This is a genomic window from Turicibacter sp. GALT-G1 (genome assembly GCF_025594995.1).
Classification (GTDB): domain Bacteria; phylum Bacillota_I; class Bacilli_A; order MOL361; family Turicibacteraceae; genus Turicibacter; species Turicibacter bilis.
Map to the genome: position 1 here is coordinate 12,992 of NZ_JAMQUS010000072.1, position 16,308 is coordinate 29,299.

The following is a 16,308-nucleotide window of genomic DNA, read 5'->3' on the forward strand; positions in this document are numbered from 1 at the left end:
ATTATCATGTTTACATGAGTGTGAGTCACCTTAATGAAGGAATGGTAGTCATCATTAAGATACCAAAACCAAAATAGGTAGGGGGAATATCCTTTGTTAAAGATCTTAATTGTCGATGATGAACAAGTTGTTCGTGTCTATTTACAGAGTATTGTGAACTGGGAACAGTATGATTGTCAGGTTGTAACAACGTGTGAAAATGGAATGGAAGCATTAGAGGTCATGGCACAGCAACCAATTGATTTAATATTAACGGATTTAGAAATGCCTAAAATGAATGGTCTGCAGTTAATTGAAGAAATCAGAAGTCGAGGATATCAGACGAAAGTGATTGTGTTAAGTAATCATAGTGATTATGATTTGAGTCGTGAAGTAATGAAGCTTGGTGCGCTAGATTACTATGTGAAAACCAATGTAAAAGAAGCAGACATTATCTCAATGATTGAGCTCGTTTCAGAACAAGTAAAAAAGCAATTATTACAAAAGCATGCACTTGAGGAGGAAAAGCGACTTAAAATAGACAATTTTAAAATTGGACGTAAGACTTTTTTAACAACGGTTTTAACAGGGGATGTTTATTATAATGAGTTACAGTTATCTCAATATGTGAAGATGTATCATCTCTTTGAGCCTCGATTAAGTTTGTATCGATTAAGATTTCAACAACCGATTGAATTAAGACAGTTTTTATATGTTGATGCCATTATCGCAGAGGAGTTTCAAAAGTATGATCATGATGTTCTTCATCTAACTCAGGAGAAAATTTTAGTGGCTTTATATGAACGAACGATTGTTGAAGAGCAAGTGTTAATGGATCATTGGCTCAGGATTGTTAAAAATATTAAAAATTATTTAAGGGCAGAGTTACAGGCATCTAAGCGATTATTGATTGATTCAACAGATAAGTTAACTTCATGTACGAAGTTATTTCAAAATGATGTTCCAAGTGATGTGTCGTCTGTTATTGCTGCTGAACAGTTATCACATTATCGGCCAGAGATTCAATCTATTTTAAATTATATTCATGAGCATTATGATGAGCGCATTACGCTTCAAGATCTATCAGCGTTTGCCTGTTTAAATGAGGCATATTTAAGTCGACTATTTAAAATGGAGACAAAGAAAACAATTAATAGTTATATTAATGAGTTAAGGATTTATAAGGCGAAAGAGTTATTAAAAAGTCCAAATATTATGGTCAAAGAAGTTGCTCAATTAGTAGGGATCAAAGATCAACTGTATTTCAATCGCGTCTTTAAAAAGTTTTGTGGAGAGAATCCAACTGATTATCAGGATCGTGTGAAAAAATTAGTTTCTAAATGATAATCCTTTATTGGATTATGGATAAGATAATACTATGAAAATGATAGTATGTGAATGGCTGCAAACTTAGAGATTTTGTCTGATAAAATATATCGACGTCATTACTAATTTTATAATCGGTTATAAATTAAAAACTGTCTATGAGAAGACAGTTTTTTTCATATTTTGATAGTGTTGTGATTAAACTTTAGTAAGGAGGCGACGGAATGAAAAAAGGATGGTTTAGTGTTGCGGTGCTTTTGTTTTTAGGAGGATGCAGTCAGGTTGCTAGTGACGGTGCCTGTTCGATTGATCGAGTGCATGTGGTGTTAAATGATGAGACCTCAACGCTTGGTAAAGTGTCGGTTGTTATCAATGATCCATCGTCCGTTGCAGAGTTAGTTGAGATTCTTGACACCGCAAAAAAGGGGGATCTTGTTCGGGATGATGAGTTATTATTGGCACCGGCGGTGTTTTATGAGTTGTATGATGGAGATGATCTAGTACAGATATTAATGTTTAATGGAGAGGATACGTTACGCCTGTTTCGAGGTGGGCTTTGTTTTGAGGTTGAGTATGAGGGGGTAACGTTATCTGATTGGTATAAAAAGGTACAACAGAAAGGATGAGAAAGGTGTTATTAGAAATTCCAACTCATGAAGAGGTGAACTACATCGATCAATCATTGATGGCTTATAATCATTCGCGGGAGCCTTTTTTGCAGACGAATCCATTTATTCCAGTAAATCGTTGTTTGAAGAATGAAAACGGTGAAGTTATTGCAGGAGTTTTGGCAACACTTGTATGTTGGCATGTGTTGTATGTAGATGTGTTGTGGGTTGATCCAAGGTATCGTCGTCAAGGGTATGGGAGTCAGTTGTTAGCAGAGGCTGAAAAGGTGGCCAAGGCATTAGGTGGGTATTTAGTTCATTTGTCAACGTTTGATTTTCAAGCGAAGGCTTTTTATTTAATGTGTGGTTATGAAATTTTTGGAGTATTAGAAGATTGCCCAAGAGGTCATTTAGAGTATTTCTTGAAGAAGAAATTATAGATTTTTTGAAATATGGCTGAACCTTAAGAAATTATTAAGAATTATCATTAGGTTATTTTAAGATTTTAAGTATATATTAGGGGTATCGATTATATAAGCCACGATAAATTTTCTGTAGAGATAGAATCTAGGATGCCTTAGTATTCAAAAGCTTTAAGTACTAAGACTGACTTAGAAAGATAAAAAATAATTCTATTTATATCTAGATTATTTATCGGTTTGTATAAAGTTAAGGGAGTGCGATGCAAAATGCAACGAAAAGTGGAATATAAGTATGAAGAGGAACGTGTGAGTGTTGGTTATGTATTACGAAATATGATGACAATCGGACTAGTGGTAGCGGTTATGTTTCATTTCATTATACAATAATTGCAAAATGATGATTTCTTTTGTTGGAAATCGTCATTTTTTATGTATAATTGTAGGTGAGATGGTTAAGGCTAATCATTTTTATCATGCGTAATGAAAAGTTAAGGGAGTGTAGTTAGGATGCAACGAAGAGGAGAATATCAGTATGGACAAGACCGTGTGAGCTTTGGTTATGTATTACGAAATATGATGACAATCGGTTTAGTCGTAGCTGTCATGTATCACTTTATTGTGAAATAGTGAATAGATAAGAAGCAGTCTGTTTCTATATAGTCGATGATTTCTATGGTTAGAGATCATCTTTTTTTATTAGGGAGAAGAAATTTAATTCTTGGTTTGGTAAAAAATGATTTTCGTGTATAATGAGGTTGCATATTAAGAAATTTTTAAGATTTATGACAGTTTTTTATTAAGATTTAGGGATTAAAATATAGATGAGCTTATGAGAGCAGAATTTTATGAAAGGTGGTGCTTTGGTGAAGGCAATTTTAAATAGAAGTCAAAAAGTCATCGCGTGGTTAGTTTTAGCCGTGATGGTGATTGGAGGTGCGGTTGAAATTTATTCTCAATATCCAAATATGAAAACTCAAGCGAATCGTTGGGCAGGAAACTTTTTTGAATCGTATAGTTTTTTAGATTCGTTATCGGATGGGGTACAGTATTTAGGATTTGAGATGTCGGGAGATATCATCACTCGTGATGAGGTTCCAAGTGATGTGGAGTATGGTGGAGATTGGATTAATCTTTGTGGGAATGATTTAGATTATTATGTGAAGAGTTCAACTGGTGAAAAAACATTAGAACGAAATGGAGCGTTATTGGCACAAGTTTTAGAGGGGAAAAAAGAGATTTCATCAAAGGAACTTAAATCGCAGTATCAGTATGTCGTAGAGTTTCAATTTGATCAAGAAGGGAAAGAAGCGATTAAGCAGATTTATGGTGGGGATCGTGTCTCAACTGAACAATTTTTAAACGATTATGATGTGTTTTATAATAATCAAGCAAAAGACATGAGCATGATTTTCGGAGTACCTAAAGAACTTTCGAGTCATAGTTTTTTTGCGAATCAATTACAGTACCATCTAGAAGAAGGTTATGTGATAGCAGTGATTCCTTATTTAATTGTAGGAACTGCTATTGTCGTGTTAATCACGTTTATCGTACCATTTGCTTGGTTCGAGCGTTTAGCCATTGTTCGTGGACTTATGGTGGTACCCCTAGAGTTAAGGTTTTTATTTGTGATCGGAACGTGTTTTGCAGTGATAGGAGCACCATTTTTATTAATTTTTACTCAATCTGGTTATTTGTTAGAAGCGATGGATTACTATTTTGGAATGAATCGTGCACAATGGATAGTAACGGCTATCAATTTAATCTGTTGGGGTGGATTTATAGGGGTTATCACGCTTCATGCTCTTTATCTGAAAGAATTCTTTATTATTGGTCCGTGGCAGATGATTCGTCGTCATACGATTTTAGGACAGCTGATTTGGCTTTGGCGTCGTCCAAAAGTTGTGACGAAAACGATGGTTGAGGAGAAAGTGGTGATTGAGGAAGATCCACGTGTGGCGGTCATCACCTCACAGTTAGCATTATTTAGGGACACATTGAGTGAGATGAAACCACGCCTAGAAGAAGTTAAAGGTGTCGATGAAGTCATTGAGCAGTTAGATTCGATGATGAATCTTTGTGATTTAAATCAACCACTACAACCCGTTAATGTGACAAAATTAATTTCAGATACGATGGTATTATTTGAGGAACGTTTTGTCTCGCTTGAGGTAAAAACAAGATTCCCAAAGGAGACGATTTTTGTTACAAGTCATGAGGCTTCAATGAAGCTATTAATGGAGACGTTATTAGGTGGAATTGCAGATGAGGCTTTACCACATTCTCGTGTATATCTAGAGGTCGTTTATGAAGAGCAGTTTATTGTTTTCGTTACACGTAGTGTCTTAAAGGATGAGGTAGATGTGAAGTTATTAGCCACTTTAGAAGCATTAGTTCAACAACAACGAGGCGTATTCGAATCAGTAATCGATGGTGATTTAATGAAACTAACGTTAAAATTTAAAAAATAAAAAGATATTAAGGATAATCCTACTGTTGAGATTATCCTTTTTATATTTGATAGAAAAAGAGGAGAACTCAAAAGTAGATTCATTTTTGAAGGGGATAGTGAGTTTAACGGAGAAGAAGAGTCGGTTAGAATGGATGTGATAAATTTAATAGAAAGGGATATGTTTAAATATTTATCTTGTATTTGCGATCTATTTATCAAAGGTAAAGCAATTTTTCTAGAAGTTTATCTTACCGACATTCGTGGCACTTGTAGCGGAATATGAGTTGGCTTATATTTATATCGAATCCTATTCATGAATCGAGGGCTTTTTATTCACGTATCTTTTCATTCTAGCAGTGTTTGGTTATATCTTATATGTAGTTGTAAGATATGGAAAAGTTAAAAATTGAAGGTAAGTATCATTAATAATCGTTTTTTTCTATGTTACACTTAATCTTACAATCAGAACTAAATAGAGACTTATTTCATTCAATAGGAAATTTGTGGTATAATTTTCTAGAAATTTAAATGATAGTTGATGGGGAGAGGACAAATGAATCAGTTATCTAATAAACAAAAAGCTTTACTTTGTTATTTGGGTTTACTAGTCATATTTATTTTAGTAGGGAACAGTAATAACATTCCAGAGTTGTTTATTGAACGAATATTTGAATCGATTAGAAGGAGCAATTGGGCGATACATTATTCGGGCATTATTGTCGTTGTTGGGATGTATGTGTGTTTAAAACAGTTAAATAATATTCGAGAGAATACTTTGATTAAAACTGCCTTTCGACGAATGATTGTTATGTTTATTTTGTTTAATATTTTTTCGGGGATTTGGATAAATATCATTCAAATTTATAAAGGATTTTCGGAGGATTTAAATGCAATTTATCTAGATCGAGAAAAAACATCGGTGCAAATGGAAGGAAATGAGGAGACACTTAGCATAAATGGAATCATTGATCTTAAAAATTGTAGTCGAGATACACAGATGTTTTATATTAAAATAAAATCTCCATCTTTAGTAGAAGTAGCGACAGGCAAAGATTATATTACTTTAGAGCAGAAGGTGATTCTCTATCCAAAAGAAAGACAAACCATCTATCTTAATGAAGAAATGAATATAAGTAACGAAAGTAAGTACTCAGCTTATTCAACCCATGCTTTTGAATATGTTTTATTTAATGAGGAGGGGGAAGTAGTTTTTAATGGAACAATGGATAACTATTACTTTGATTCCCGTTCACTCTATTATTAAATAGGATAGAGAAAGTCATCTCGTAGGAAGTTTGGCAAGAGGCAAGTCTTTAGATCTGGACATATTGACAGATAGGAACTTGTCTTTTTTTATGGGGAAATAAAGTTTTTAAGGTGAAATGTGCTATGGTTTAAGTATAAAGGATTCAAAAATGTCATAAAAATACCGTTTAGTCAGGGGATTTGCTAAAATTTAAAGTGAAAATTTAGGATGTGGGAGGAAATAATGTGAAGTTATTGAAGAAGAATGATTTAGAAAGTCATGATATGTATGAGTTTTGTTACGCTAAAGATTATCCTGAAAATTGGAATGAAGATTCTCTTTTTCTTATAGATGAAGAGTTTATATTATTAATGCCTTATTTAGATAAAGTTTTTTCGCAATATCATTATTATGGGCCTCAGAAAATAACTTTGCATGAGTGGGAAAATGTAAAGAAAATAGCTTTGAGTAAAGAAAATCAAAAAGAATGTATTATTACTTTTTTTATTCAAATAGATGATTGGATAAATAATGATGTTAATAAAAATGATTATTTTTGGATTTTAGGAATTTAGTGTAAAAAATATTGAGTTAAATTTTATTTCAATTAAAATATCAACAAGATTATCTAACACAGCTAAGAAAATTATTAAAGTATCTACTTTTAAGAGATTGATCGTTTTTTGGCTAGGAGCTTAATTGGGGTAAGGAATCCAAATCTTATTAAGGAAACAATCAGTTCAGACTATATGGTAAATAGTTCACTATTTCTAACGTTCTTTGTATAAAGGAAAAAACGAAATGAGTAAAGATTAAAAAATTATAAACGGAACGTCTACTTCTGTCATATGATGTATTAGGTGTTAATCATATGAAGGAGGATGAGTGGATGAAGCGGTTGATGAAGTATGTGATTTATGGATTACCATTTGTTACTTTACTGGCTGGAGAATTGTTAGCTGAAACGGAAATTGATCGAGCTCAAGTATATGTTCCGTTATTAGCATTATTTCCATTTTTGTATTTATTGCAAGGAATATTAGTTGCGTTTTACGGTGGTAGTTTATTAGTTGCAGTTATTATGACGTCAATTTCTTATGTTGTGACTTTGTTTTTATTTTTAAATCAATCCTCTTGGATTTATATTTTAATTTATTTAATTCTCACTCTAGCTATAAGTGCTATCTTTGAGTACAAACATCGACATCATTAGTAATTAGCTTGAACTGAAAGGGAAAAGGTTGATGAAGTAGGTATCTAGTCTTTAAATTTTTATGCTTTTAGATTAAATCATGTTGTTCGTGAGAGAATTGTGGAGCCGTTGATTAATTATGAGGTGATAAATATTAATCAAGAGAATATGACATAATAAAGTGCCTACCTAATCACTGAAGGGAAGGCACTTTTTAAATGAATAGGGAATAAAAATATGTTATAACGAATATGTTAATAAATGTGAATAATAGAGTAGGAAGATGGAGTAACGGATGATTGTGGATTTTATTGTTTTAATGGGAAAGTTTGGGGTGATAGTGGCAGGTCTCTTATTTTTCTTTTTATTTAATGGTTTTATGAAAGATATAGATCGTCGAGTTACCTTAACTAAACATAAAGAAAATAAACATAGATAGTTAATCCAATCAGATCGAAATAATCGATAGATGAGATGTAGCCTTTTATAATAAGATTTGACAGGTTCTTTGGAGTATGCTATGATTACCCCATAATTGATTGTATGCAATTAAATTTGACGAAAGGGGAAGCATCATGAATAACTATGAGCATTTAAAGTTAGAAAATCAATTATGTTTCTCATTGTATGCTGCTTCACGCAAAGTCATTAAGTTATATAAACCGGTACTAGATAAATATGGCTTAACGTATACTCAGTATGTGACGATGTTGGTGTTGTGGGAAGATAGGCGATTAACAGTAAAAGAGATTGGTCAAAGGTTACATCTTGACTCTGGAACCTTAACGCCTCTTTTAAAAAAAATAGAAAATATGGGTTTAATTCATCGATATCGTGATCCAAATGATGATCGAGTCGTAGTCGTTGAACTCACCGAAGCAGGTTTACAGTTAAAGGATCAAATGAGTGATGTTCCAAAACGCGTGTTCTGTCAGATTAGTGGAACATATGAAGAGCTACTACCTCTTAAGCAACTATTAGATCAATTACTTCACAAATTAGGTTAAACCAGTGGTTTAACTTCTTTATTCCATCAATAAATTGTATAAAATTAAATTTTATAAAATAATAAGGAGCGATAATAATGAATTTTTATGGATTAGAAGCAAAGAAAATGAATGGTCAAATGGTAAAAATGGAGCAGTATAAAGGGAATGTTGTCTTAGTCGTTAATACAGCAAGTAAGTGTGGATTAACGCCACAATTTAAAGAGTTAGAAGAATTGTATCAGACTTATCATTCAAAAGGATTAGAAATTTTAGGATTCCCTTGCAATCAATTTGCAAAACAAGATTCAGGAAGTAATCAAGAAATCCAAGAATTTTGTCAGTTAAATTACGGGGTTACATTTAACATGTTTGAGAAAATTGAGGTAAATGGTGCTCATGCACATCCGATCTATCGTTACTTAAAGCAAGAAGTAAAAGGATTATTTGGTTCAGAGATTAAGTGGAACTTTACAAAATTCTTAATTGATCGTGATGGAAATGTGATTAAGCGTTATGCGCCGACAGTTAAACCATCAAAAATAGCGAACGATATTGAAATATTATTATCAAAGTAAGGCTACCGTAGGTAGTCTTTTTTTATGGTTTAAACACGAGCGTTGGTGAGAATGGAAAAAATTTATCGGGTGGACAAAAGCAACGAGTGGCGATTGCACGTGCCCTTATTCAACAGATGCCAATTTTAATGCTTGATGAAGGAACGTCAGCCCTTGATTTGCAAACGGCGTATGACATTGAAAAGACGTTGTTGGAAATTGAGGAGTTAACAGTCATTACCCTAAATTATTCACTATAAAAATGTAAAAAGCGTTGAGTCCTTAGTGGAATCAACGCTTTTTCTTTATTTTTTATTTCACCTTTTAAGTGAAGCATTTTACTATGAAAATAATCTCTCTTTTGATATCGTTTTAATCGCCAAACCAAAACTAAGGAGAGATTACATTTTTATGATACATCAAGAACAACTTCGTTTCAATAAAAAGATTAAATTTAATTTCAAGGGTGGGGATTTAACGTCGGATGCAGGACTGTTGTTAATCCAAGAATTTATGCATCACATGAAGTTTCCAGAACTCTTAAAACAGTATTTTTATTTAGAGACTGATCAGGCGATTCGAACTCATACGAATCACGACCTCTGTCTCCAACAAATTTATCAAACCATTGCTGGTTATCACTGTGCTGATGATGCGGATGAGTTACGAGTTGACCCTTTATTAACTACTTTGCTTGATAAGCCCTCGTTAGCTTCTCAACCGACTTTATCTCGTTTTACTCATCGATTGACGAAGGAAACAAGCAAGCAATTTGAACTCATCAATCAAAAACTATTATCGCAATTTTATCAAGTCGAAACGCCTCATCATTTTATTTTTGATGTGGATTCCACTCATTTTCAAACCTATGGTCATCAATATGGGAAGGCCTTTAATGCCCACTATCAAGCACAAGGCTTTCATCCTCTCATGGTTTTTGATGGAATGACTGGAGACTGTTTAAAAGTTGAGCTTCGTGCGGGGAATGTTTATACCTCACGAAATATCGTTTCTTTTATCGGTCCCTTATTATCACACTATCAAAAGAGGTTTACATCGAGCTATCGAATCGTTCGCGGAGATAGTGGATTTGCTCATAAGGAACTGTATAAGTTATGCGAAACGTTAAACACAAACTATGTGATCCGTTTAAAGGCAAATGCTACTCTCTATCGTTTAGCTAAAGAAGTAATGGATGTTTTTTTGGAAGAGTGTTCACTTCAATATTCTCAACAATTCTATGGGGAGTTTGAGTATCAAGCAAAAAGTTGGGATCGGCCAAGACGTGTCATCGTTCAAGTGAGACGAAAAGCAGGCGAACTTATTCCCGATTATTTATTTTTAGTGACGAACATGGAAACAAGACCGGAGATGGTTATCAGTCTATACGCTAAACGTGGGACGATGGAAAACTATATCAAAGAGTGTAAAAATGGATTTAGAATGGATAAAGTCAGTCATAAGCACTGGATGACAAATGTTAACCGAATTCAACTCATGGTGTTAGCTTACAATCTCATCAATGGAGTCAGACGATTAACATTACCTCATGAGTTTTCTAAGATGCAGATTGAAACCTTACGGATCAAACTCATTAAAATCGCTGCCAAGCGAGTGAAACAATCACGAAGAATCATGTTCAAACTCTGTAGTCACCATCCTTACAAAGAAGTTTTCCATCATTGTTTAAAAACGATTCAGGCCATTCAGTTAGAGTAAGTGACTGAAGTCGTTCTTTGAAAATGAGATATTTTTTAGAGAAACACATCACCAAGGGGGGAGTCTACCCTTTTTTAGAGATTTGGAGTATCAATTGACTCAAATTTAAAATCAAAACGATAAAAAGCTGTGGTTTAGACTAAAATTTAGTCTGTCCACAGCTTTTTTTGAATGGTCATGAATAATTCAGGATTACGATTATTCATAAGTTAAGTGAGGAAATTTTATCACAGTATGATGAAATTATCGTGATGGATCATGGTCAAATTGTAGAAGCGGGAACGTTTGATGAATTGGTGCAACGTCAAGGTGCTTTTTATGAATTGTATACATTGAAGCAAGAGGAATGTGCAATACCTTTAGCAGGATAAGAAAAAGCCCGATGTCAAATCGGGCTTCTCTTATATCAAAATTTGTTGGTAAAAAAATACATTAAATTATTGGAAAATAAGAACAGCATAAAATAATTAAAGTGTATGAAGGGGAGGCATTCAGGATAGAAACTTAATAACGGCGACAACCGCGTTTTTCGATATATCCGCCATGTTCGAGTTTAAAGAAGTCTTCTGATTCCCCAACGACACGCTCTACGTCCCCAATACGTAAAACTGTTGCGGTATGAGCATTCATCGAAGGTTCAGTAAAGACTGGGATATTACTGATGATTTTAACAACGAAAGACTCTGCTAATTGGATGACTTCATTGGTTGGTCCTTTTAAAATGTCACAGGCTTCATTTTCAAGCCAGCCTAATTTAATTCGATACATGTCATTGACTTTAGATGAAACAGAAAAGACTTGATTTTCTTCAACAGACGCTACTTTTTTAGAGCTTGTTGAAGGATCTTTATAGACATTACAATGCTGTTTAACACCAACTAAAAACTTTTCAGATGGAACATAATATGTTTTCTCATTAAATTTTACATTAGCCATGATCATCAATCTCCCTTAATCATCATTTGAGATGAATATAGACTCTCACTATCAATATATGCCTAGTTTTGGGCTGATTTGCTAAAAAAGAGCATAAGTTTAGTGTGTAAAAGATAATAGGAGGAGTGAGGAAAAATGAATGTGAGACAAGCTTTGTTGAAAGGCATTCTTGGATTAGTGGGAGGTGCCTTACTTTATCGAGAATATTATCGAAAAAAAGCATTAAAGGATTATGAAATATTAGCTAATGATAGCCTTGATGAAGAAAAAGTGATTGAAATTAATGGCATCCAGCAGTGGTTATCCATTCGAGGTCAACATGCCAATCATCCAATCATTTTATTTGTTCATGGTGGACCTGGAAGCCCAATGACACCGATGATTTATAAATATCAAAAATATTTAGAAGATGAGTATACGATCGTTAACTGGGAACAACGGAGTACAGGAAGAACCTACTTTTTAAATAAAGCAAAAGAAACAGAGATTCAAAATCAATTATGCATAGAACAAGAAAGGAAAAAAATAAAGCTATTTACAAGGTAGGATGAGAATGATAAGATTTTAAAAAAATAGAAATAATGATAAGGAGAATGGTTGATGAAGAATAAAGGGTTACAGCTGATTTTATTTATTTTGAGTTTAATTTGTTTAATCATTTCAGCTAAATTATTTTATCAATTAGGAATTTATGTGGATGAAGCTAATACATCACCAAGTGTGGTTTTAGGTGGAAATTTTGGGGTCTGGTTAGAGTGGACACATCTTGCATTAATTGGAGCTATTTCTGTCTTATCGGGAATCCAGTTATTCCATAAATAATTTATTAGTCGGGTAATGTGACGATACGTATTAAATAAATCGCGTCAAGGGGGACAATTACTTTTTTGGGGCCTTAAATAACAAGATTACGTTTTTATTGTTGAAGGATTTGTTGGATATCTTCAGTTAACTTAGGCGTTTGAATAAGAATAGTTGGTTCGTCTAGTTCTTCATTAATTTGAAGTTCAATTTTCATTAACTCACCTTCTGATGTTTTTAGCATACGATACCTTTTGGTTAAAATCTTTTAAATAGTGGTAAGTGGTTGGAATTAGAGGTTAGATAGTGTGCATAAGGTAATAAAAAGAAGGAAGTTTAATGCTTAGATGTTAAATTAAAGTGAAATAATGGGTTCATTTTCAACAAAATCAGTTATAATGGCAGTAAGATTAAATTTAGGTGGGGACGTTTATGAAACTATTTGCATCAGATTATGATGGAACGTATTGGAAGCATACGAAGAAAGGGCAATTGGACTTACGAAAAAATATTAAAGTGACAAAAAGGTGGCAAGAAGCGGGACATTTATTTGTTTTTGCCACTGGTCGTCCAATTTCGATGATGAAACTCGAGCAAAAAATGCATGGGATTGTGTATGATTACATTGTTGGCTTGAATGGTGGAATTATTATGTCTAGGGAGGGTAAGATTTTATTTCAGCAATCGATGGATGAAGCAGTGGCACGAAAGATTATCACGCGAATACAAGAAGAGGATGTTTTGCAATATGCGGTAACGGATGGAATTTGTGGACATTATCGAACAACATTTGGTCTAACGCATAAGACATTTTATTTGTTTGCTATGTTTAAGCTTTTTTTAAGAAAGTATAGTTTGACGTTAGAACAGGCCTTAAATCGTCCTGTTGTACAAATTTCAGTTAAAACAAAAAGTCATAAGCAGGCCGTGGCATTTGCGAAGCAAATTAATGAAGAGTTTGGGGATCAAGTGGTTGCTTTTTCAAATTTAAGACATGTTGATATTTCAGCTAAAGGCTTATCAAAGGCAACAGGTGTTGAATATGTAGCGAAGCTTCATGAGATTAAAGATAAACATGTGTATTGTATGGGAGATAGTTTTAATGATGTTCCCATGTTTGAACAGTATCATGGTTTTACTTTACCTGAGGCTCGTCAGGAAATTAAAGAACAAGCAGAAGCAGTTTTTGAAACAGTAGGGGAAGCTCTGCGTTATATTTTAAATCATCATTAAAGAGGCTAAAGGGAACTTTAGCTTTTTTTGTTTCAAGGTTAGACACCACTTTCCGTGTAGTTGGATATAATATAACAGACTAGTGAAGGGGAGTGAATTGATGTATTGGCCACGTTCATATAGAAGAATCCCGTATCATTTAATGAGAGGATATCGGGGTTTGGATGATGGAGCTTGGGATGGAGACGGATGTGGACCAGGTGGTAATTGTGGAGGTGGTGGTCCATGGGGTGGATTTGGCTTTGGTGGTATAGGTTCATTTATTATTGGTGGGTTAACGGGTGCTTTTTTGGCTAATGCATTTGGTTCTAAAAATGCACAAGCGGCTCAACCTGTTATTACACAGCCAGTTGTTCAACCCATTCCAATTGCTCAGCCGATGCCGTATGGCTATTCACCTTATGGCTCTGCGCCACAAGCAACACAAGTTCAAAATCAACAAGGACAAAAACAAATCATTTCATCAAGTGCAGTAGATGAAGATGAGGAGTTATATCCTGACTTTGATGAATGGAAGGGAAAACAACCGATTAAAGAGACTCACCATGTGTATACCATTCCTGCGCAATCCACCTATGTCCAACCCACGACTTATCAAATGCCAATGACGGCGATGTATCCAGCTGGTATGACACCTTATCCAATGGCTCAACAAGCTGTTGCTAACTATCCCATGGTTCAATCGGGTGTGACAAGTTATCAACTGCCAACGGTTGGTCGCCCGGTAACAACGGCGATGCCGTATTATATGTTTCCAGTGCAACAGTAAAAGCCCCACTTAGCGTAGGGCTTTTTTTAATGGGATTTGATCGTTTGCGACTTCAAAGTTATCACTCACTTCAAGTAAAACAGATTCTTTACTTCTTGTTGTGCTCTAATAATATTTGTGGGTAATAATTAGAATATAGGATGAAAGGCTTATTCATGAGGATGATGATATTTACAAGGAGGATCGCTTGGAAGTTTCAGAGGATTAACGTGAACAGTACAATGTTTAATTTTATGAATGTTTTGTTCGAGTTGATAATGAACCGCTTCTGCAATCGTATGAGCTTCAATTAAGCTTAAGGTTGCTTCAACTGAGATTTCTAAATCGACATAAATTCGATTAGAATGAACGCGTGTTTTTAAAGAATCAATCGCTAAAACGCCATTAACCGATTGAATTTGTTGAATGATTTCATTAACGAGTTCAGGGCTGGCTGCCTTATCAATGACTTGATTCGTTGCTTCAACGAAAATCTCAATCGCGACTTTTAAAATGATGAGAGTGATGACTAATGCAGCTAAAGGATCTAAAATGGGGAATCCAAGACGTGCCCCTATAATCCCAATTAAGGCTCCGATCGAAGATAATGAGTCACTTCGATGATGCCAAGCATCAGCAGCTAAGGCGGTTGATTCAATTTTTTTCGCTTGGCGAATGGTGTAATGATACATCCATTCTTTAACTCCGATTGATAACAGGGCAGCCCAAATGGTCATCATCTTAGGAATGATATAAGAGCTGGATACAATCGTTTCAATGGCAGAGTATCCAATTGATAATCCTGTTAAAAATAAGATGAACGCTAAAATTTTACTGAGGACTGCTTCAAACTTTTCATGCCCATAAGGATGATCAATATCCGCTGGTTTTTGAGAAATTCGAAGTCCAATAAAAACGCCAATGGAACTAATGACATCAGATAATGAGTGAACTCCGTCTGAAATCATTGACGTACTATGTCCAATGAATCCAGCTAGTAATTTAATCAAGGATAAAAAGATATTCATGACGACCGTTATTAAAATCGTACGATTACCAATTTGCTCACGAGTAGAATGAGTCATACGAATCACCTCTAAGTTTCAATTAATCGTTATGATAAAATATGAGAAAAGTTAGGATTCGTGCCTAATGATGTATAATAAGGCGTGATTTTGGAATAGTAAGGTTATCTTAAACATAAAGGAAGGATTCAGTGTGAGTGTCAACATCTTCATTCAAATACTCTTAATCATTTGTATTCTCAGTGTCGTCTGGATGGGACTTATTTGTTGGTGTGCTTATGATCAACAACTCAGACGTCATGAAGTGTTTGAACAAGAACAAGAGAAACAAAAAAAAGGTAATCCTTTTCTATTTTAAAGGATTACCTTTTTTGAGTGGTAAAGTAGACATGATGAAAGATTGGAACCCCATTATCCCACATACTTAAAAAATAGTCCGTTGATAGGGTGCGATTTCCTGGTGCTTCTTGATTTTCATCCCCTTCACGTAAAGAGTCAAAGAAATAGACTTCATGGAGTGAATCATCATAGCCAACAACTGTCATATAATGTTGCCATTTTAGCCCATCTCCGACTAAAACAATAATTGGCGTGCCTTCTGTGAGTCGTGTTTTTAACGTTTCAAATGTTCCATGATACATAGTGACATCATAAGAACTGTCTTTGAAATAATCTAAAATTCCTTTTGGCAAGACATATCCGGAAAACGGAAGTTTATAATCAAATTCCTCATAGAGTTCAAGGCCTTTTTTAGTTTCCCCAAAGTGTCGCATGACATAAGCACTTGAGAACGCAGAACATTCATTGATGACTTGTGTTTCAAAATGATTCTCCGTCGTAATGATAAATGAATCGGGATAGTTCACTTGTACTGGATCACTTGTTGGAAATGGCGATAGGTAATAAAGAACTAATGTCGTCAGAACGAGTAAAATCAGACTTCCCCAAATTAAAAATTTCTTCATGATTAAATCCTCCCTGTTTGATTAGAGTTATTATATCATAGGTTTACATTTTCTGTAAAAATATCGAAGCGTAGTTTTTTTTAGGTGAAAATGATACAATGAATAAGAATTTAACT

General features: G+C 34.3%; 21 protein-coding genes. 17 read left to right on the forward strand and 4 right to left on the reverse strand.

Annotated elements, in window-relative coordinates; translation table 11 throughout:
* The first annotated feature begins 93 nt into the window (after positions 1–93).
* The 12 genes from NEH74_RS11855 to NEH74_RS11910 all read left to right on the forward strand — a co-directional run bounded on the left by NEH74_RS11855 (position 94) and on the right by NEH74_RS11910 (position 10,855).
* Positions 94–1,323, forward strand: coding sequence for a response regulator (locus tag NEH74_RS11855; protein ID WP_262941406.1), 1,230 nt, complete (start codon positions 94–96; stop codon positions 1,321–1,323).
* A gap of 206 nt (positions 1,324–1,529) precedes the next feature.
* Complete coding sequence (locus tag NEH74_RS11860) at positions 1,530–1,931, forward strand: hypothetical protein (RefSeq protein WP_055275862.1); 402 nt, start codon at positions 1,530–1,532, stop codon at positions 1,929–1,931.
* Positions 1,932–1,936: 5 nt separating this feature from the next.
* Positions 1,937–2,353 carry a GNAT family N-acetyltransferase gene (locus tag NEH74_RS11865; protein WP_202966210.1) on the forward strand — a complete coding sequence of 139 codons (417 nt, stop codon included), beginning with the start codon at positions 1,937–1,939 and terminating at the stop codon, positions 2,351–2,353.
* A gap of 845 nt (positions 2,354–3,198) precedes the next feature.
* Positions 3,199–4,803 (forward strand): hypothetical protein, encoded by a 1,605-nt coding sequence (locus NEH74_RS11870; RefSeq protein WP_262941407.1) that lies wholly within the window; start codon positions 3,199–3,201, stop codon positions 4,801–4,803.
* 534 nt (positions 4,804–5,337) lie between these two features.
* Positions 5,338–6,048, forward strand: coding sequence for a hypothetical protein (locus NEH74_RS11875; protein ID WP_055305835.1), 711 nt, complete (start codon positions 5,338–5,340; stop codon positions 6,046–6,048).
* A gap of 227 nt (positions 6,049–6,275) precedes the next feature.
* On the forward strand, positions 6,276–6,605 hold the full coding sequence (locus tag NEH74_RS11880) for a hypothetical protein (RefSeq protein WP_055305834.1): 330 nt from the start codon (positions 6,276–6,278) through the stop codon (positions 6,603–6,605).
* Between the two features lie 314 nt (positions 6,606–6,919).
* Positions 6,920–7,243: a hypothetical protein gene (locus NEH74_RS11885; RefSeq protein ID WP_055305833.1), complete on the forward strand. Its 324-nt coding sequence runs from the start codon at positions 6,920–6,922 to the stop codon at positions 7,241–7,243.
* Positions 7,244–7,797: 554 nt separating this feature from the next.
* Entirely contained in the window at positions 7,798–8,229 is a 432-nt protein-coding gene (locus NEH74_RS11890) for a MarR family winged helix-turn-helix transcriptional regulator (protein ID WP_055305832.1), read from the forward strand.
* Between the two features lie 77 nt (positions 8,230–8,306).
* On the forward strand, positions 8,307–8,786 hold the full coding sequence (locus NEH74_RS11895; protein WP_055305831.1) for a glutathione peroxidase: 480 nt from the start codon (positions 8,307–8,309) through the stop codon (positions 8,784–8,786).
* An 86-nt stretch (positions 8,787–8,872) separates the two neighbouring features.
* Entirely contained in the window at positions 8,873–9,025 is a 153-nt protein-coding gene (locus NEH74_RS11900) for a hypothetical protein (RefSeq protein WP_262948522.1), read from the forward strand.
* Positions 9,026–9,176: 151 nt separating this feature from the next.
* Positions 9,177–10,484, forward strand: coding sequence for an IS1380 family transposase (locus NEH74_RS11905; RefSeq protein ID WP_055305830.1), 1,308 nt, complete (start codon positions 9,177–9,179; stop codon positions 10,482–10,484).
* A gap of 248 nt (positions 10,485–10,732) precedes the next feature.
* Entirely contained in the window at positions 10,733–10,855 is a 123-nt protein-coding gene (locus NEH74_RS11910) for a hypothetical protein (protein ID WP_262941408.1), read from the forward strand.
* Between the two features lie 133 nt (positions 10,856–10,988).
* On the opposite strand, the gene NEH74_RS11915 is transcribed toward NEH74_RS11910, so the two are convergent.
* The gene (locus NEH74_RS11915) at positions 10,989–11,420 is read right to left on the reverse strand and encodes a hypothetical protein (protein ID WP_055305323.1); all 432 of its coding nucleotides are present in this window, start codon (positions 11,418–11,420) and stop codon (positions 10,989–10,991) included.
* Positions 11,421–11,555: 135 nt separating this feature from the next.
* Between NEH74_RS11915 and NEH74_RS11920 the strand changes: the two genes are divergently transcribed.
* Together NEH74_RS11920 and NEH74_RS11925 are read left to right on the forward strand one after the other, a co-directional pair.
* On the forward strand, positions 11,556–11,966 hold the full coding sequence (locus tag NEH74_RS11920) for an alpha/beta fold hydrolase (protein ID WP_055305324.1): 411 nt from the start codon (positions 11,556–11,558) through the stop codon (positions 11,964–11,966).
* 54 nt (positions 11,967–12,020) lie between these two features.
* Positions 12,021–12,242 carry a hypothetical protein gene (locus tag NEH74_RS11925; protein ID WP_055275846.1) on the forward strand — a complete coding sequence of 74 codons (222 nt, stop codon included), beginning with the start codon at positions 12,021–12,023 and terminating at the stop codon, positions 12,240–12,242.
* 94 nt (positions 12,243–12,336) lie between these two features.
* On the opposite strand, the gene NEH74_RS11930 is transcribed toward NEH74_RS11925, so the two are convergent.
* A complete protein-coding gene (locus tag NEH74_RS11930) occupies positions 12,337–12,465 on the reverse strand; it encodes a hypothetical protein (protein ID WP_256637890.1) in 129 nt (42 codons plus the stop codon).
* 188 nt (positions 12,466–12,653) lie between these two features.
* Here NEH74_RS11930 and NEH74_RS11935 point away from each other — a divergent pair, with 188 nt between their 5' ends.
* On the forward strand, positions 12,654–13,454 hold the full coding sequence (locus NEH74_RS11935) for an HAD-IIB family hydrolase (protein WP_055275844.1): 801 nt from the start codon (positions 12,654–12,656) through the stop codon (positions 13,452–13,454).
* Between the two features lie 100 nt (positions 13,455–13,554).
* Positions 13,555–14,223 carry a hypothetical protein gene (locus tag NEH74_RS11940; RefSeq protein WP_055305325.1) on the forward strand — a complete coding sequence of 223 codons (669 nt, stop codon included), beginning with the start codon at positions 13,555–13,557 and terminating at the stop codon, positions 14,221–14,223.
* 149 nt (positions 14,224–14,372) lie between these two features.
* Here the strand turns inward: NEH74_RS11940 and NEH74_RS11945 are convergent, their stop codons facing one another.
* Positions 14,373–15,287 carry a cation diffusion facilitator family transporter gene (locus tag NEH74_RS11945; RefSeq protein ID WP_055244093.1) on the reverse strand — a complete coding sequence of 305 codons (915 nt, stop codon included), beginning with the start codon at positions 15,285–15,287 and terminating at the stop codon, positions 14,373–14,375.
* Between the two features lie 133 nt (positions 15,288–15,420).
* Between NEH74_RS11945 and NEH74_RS11950 the strand changes: the two genes are divergently transcribed.
* Positions 15,421–15,585 carry a hypothetical protein gene (locus tag NEH74_RS11950; RefSeq protein ID WP_156343937.1) on the forward strand — a complete coding sequence of 55 codons (165 nt, stop codon included), beginning with the start codon at positions 15,421–15,423 and terminating at the stop codon, positions 15,583–15,585.
* A 4-nt stretch (positions 15,586–15,589) separates the two neighbouring features.
* Here NEH74_RS11950 and NEH74_RS11955 read toward each other — a convergent pair whose 3' ends face one another.
* Positions 15,590–16,192 (reverse strand): C39 family peptidase, encoded by a 603-nt coding sequence (locus NEH74_RS11955; protein WP_055244091.1) that lies wholly within the window; start codon positions 16,190–16,192, stop codon positions 15,590–15,592.
* Positions 16,193–16,308 lie beyond the last annotated feature (116 nt).

Bases quoted from the DNA above. Each gene is read 5' to 3' on its own strand.
- NEH74_RS11860 (WP_055275862.1), top strand. From the start codon at position 1,530: ATGAAAAAAGGATGGTTTAGTGTTGCGGTGCTTTTGTTTTTAGGAGGA.
- NEH74_RS11875 (WP_055305835.1), top strand. From the start codon at position 5,338: ATGAATCAGTTATCTAATAAACAAAAAGCTTTACTTTGTTATTTGGGT.
- NEH74_RS11885 (WP_055305833.1), top strand. From the start codon at position 6,920: ATGAAGCGGTTGATGAAGTATGTGATTTATGGATTACCATTTGTTACT.
- NEH74_RS11890 (WP_055305832.1), top strand. From the start codon at position 7,798: ATGAATAACTATGAGCATTTAAAGTTAGAAAATCAATTATGTTTCTCA.
- NEH74_RS11895 (WP_055305831.1), top strand. From the start codon at position 8,307: ATGAATTTTTATGGATTAGAAGCAAAGAAAATGAATGGTCAAATGGTA.
- NEH74_RS11905 (WP_055305830.1), top strand. From the start codon at position 9,177: ATGATACATCAAGAACAACTTCGTTTCAATAAAAAGATTAAATTTAAT.
- NEH74_RS11915 (WP_055305323.1), bottom strand. From the start codon at position 11,420: ATGGCTAATGTAAAATTTAATGAGAAAACATATTATGTTCCATCTGAA.
- NEH74_RS11920 (WP_055305324.1), top strand. From the start codon at position 11,556: ATGAATGTGAGACAAGCTTTGTTGAAAGGCATTCTTGGATTAGTGGGA.
- NEH74_RS11925 (WP_055275846.1), top strand. From the start codon at position 12,021: ATGAAGAATAAAGGGTTACAGCTGATTTTATTTATTTTGAGTTTAATT.
- NEH74_RS11930 (WP_256637890.1), bottom strand. From the start codon at position 12,465: ATGCTAAAAACATCAGAAGGTGAGTTAATGAAAATTGAACTTCAAATT.
- NEH74_RS11935 (WP_055275844.1), top strand. From the start codon at position 12,654: ATGAAACTATTTGCATCAGATTATGATGGAACGTATTGGAAGCATACG.
- NEH74_RS11940 (WP_055305325.1), top strand. From the start codon at position 13,555: ATGTATTGGCCACGTTCATATAGAAGAATCCCGTATCATTTAATGAGA.
- NEH74_RS11945 (WP_055244093.1), bottom strand. From the start codon at position 15,287: ATGACTCATTCTACTCGTGAGCAAATTGGTAATCGTACGATTTTAATA.
- NEH74_RS11955 (WP_055244091.1), bottom strand. From the start codon at position 16,192: ATGAAGAAATTTTTAATTTGGGGAAGTCTGATTTTACTCGTTCTGACG.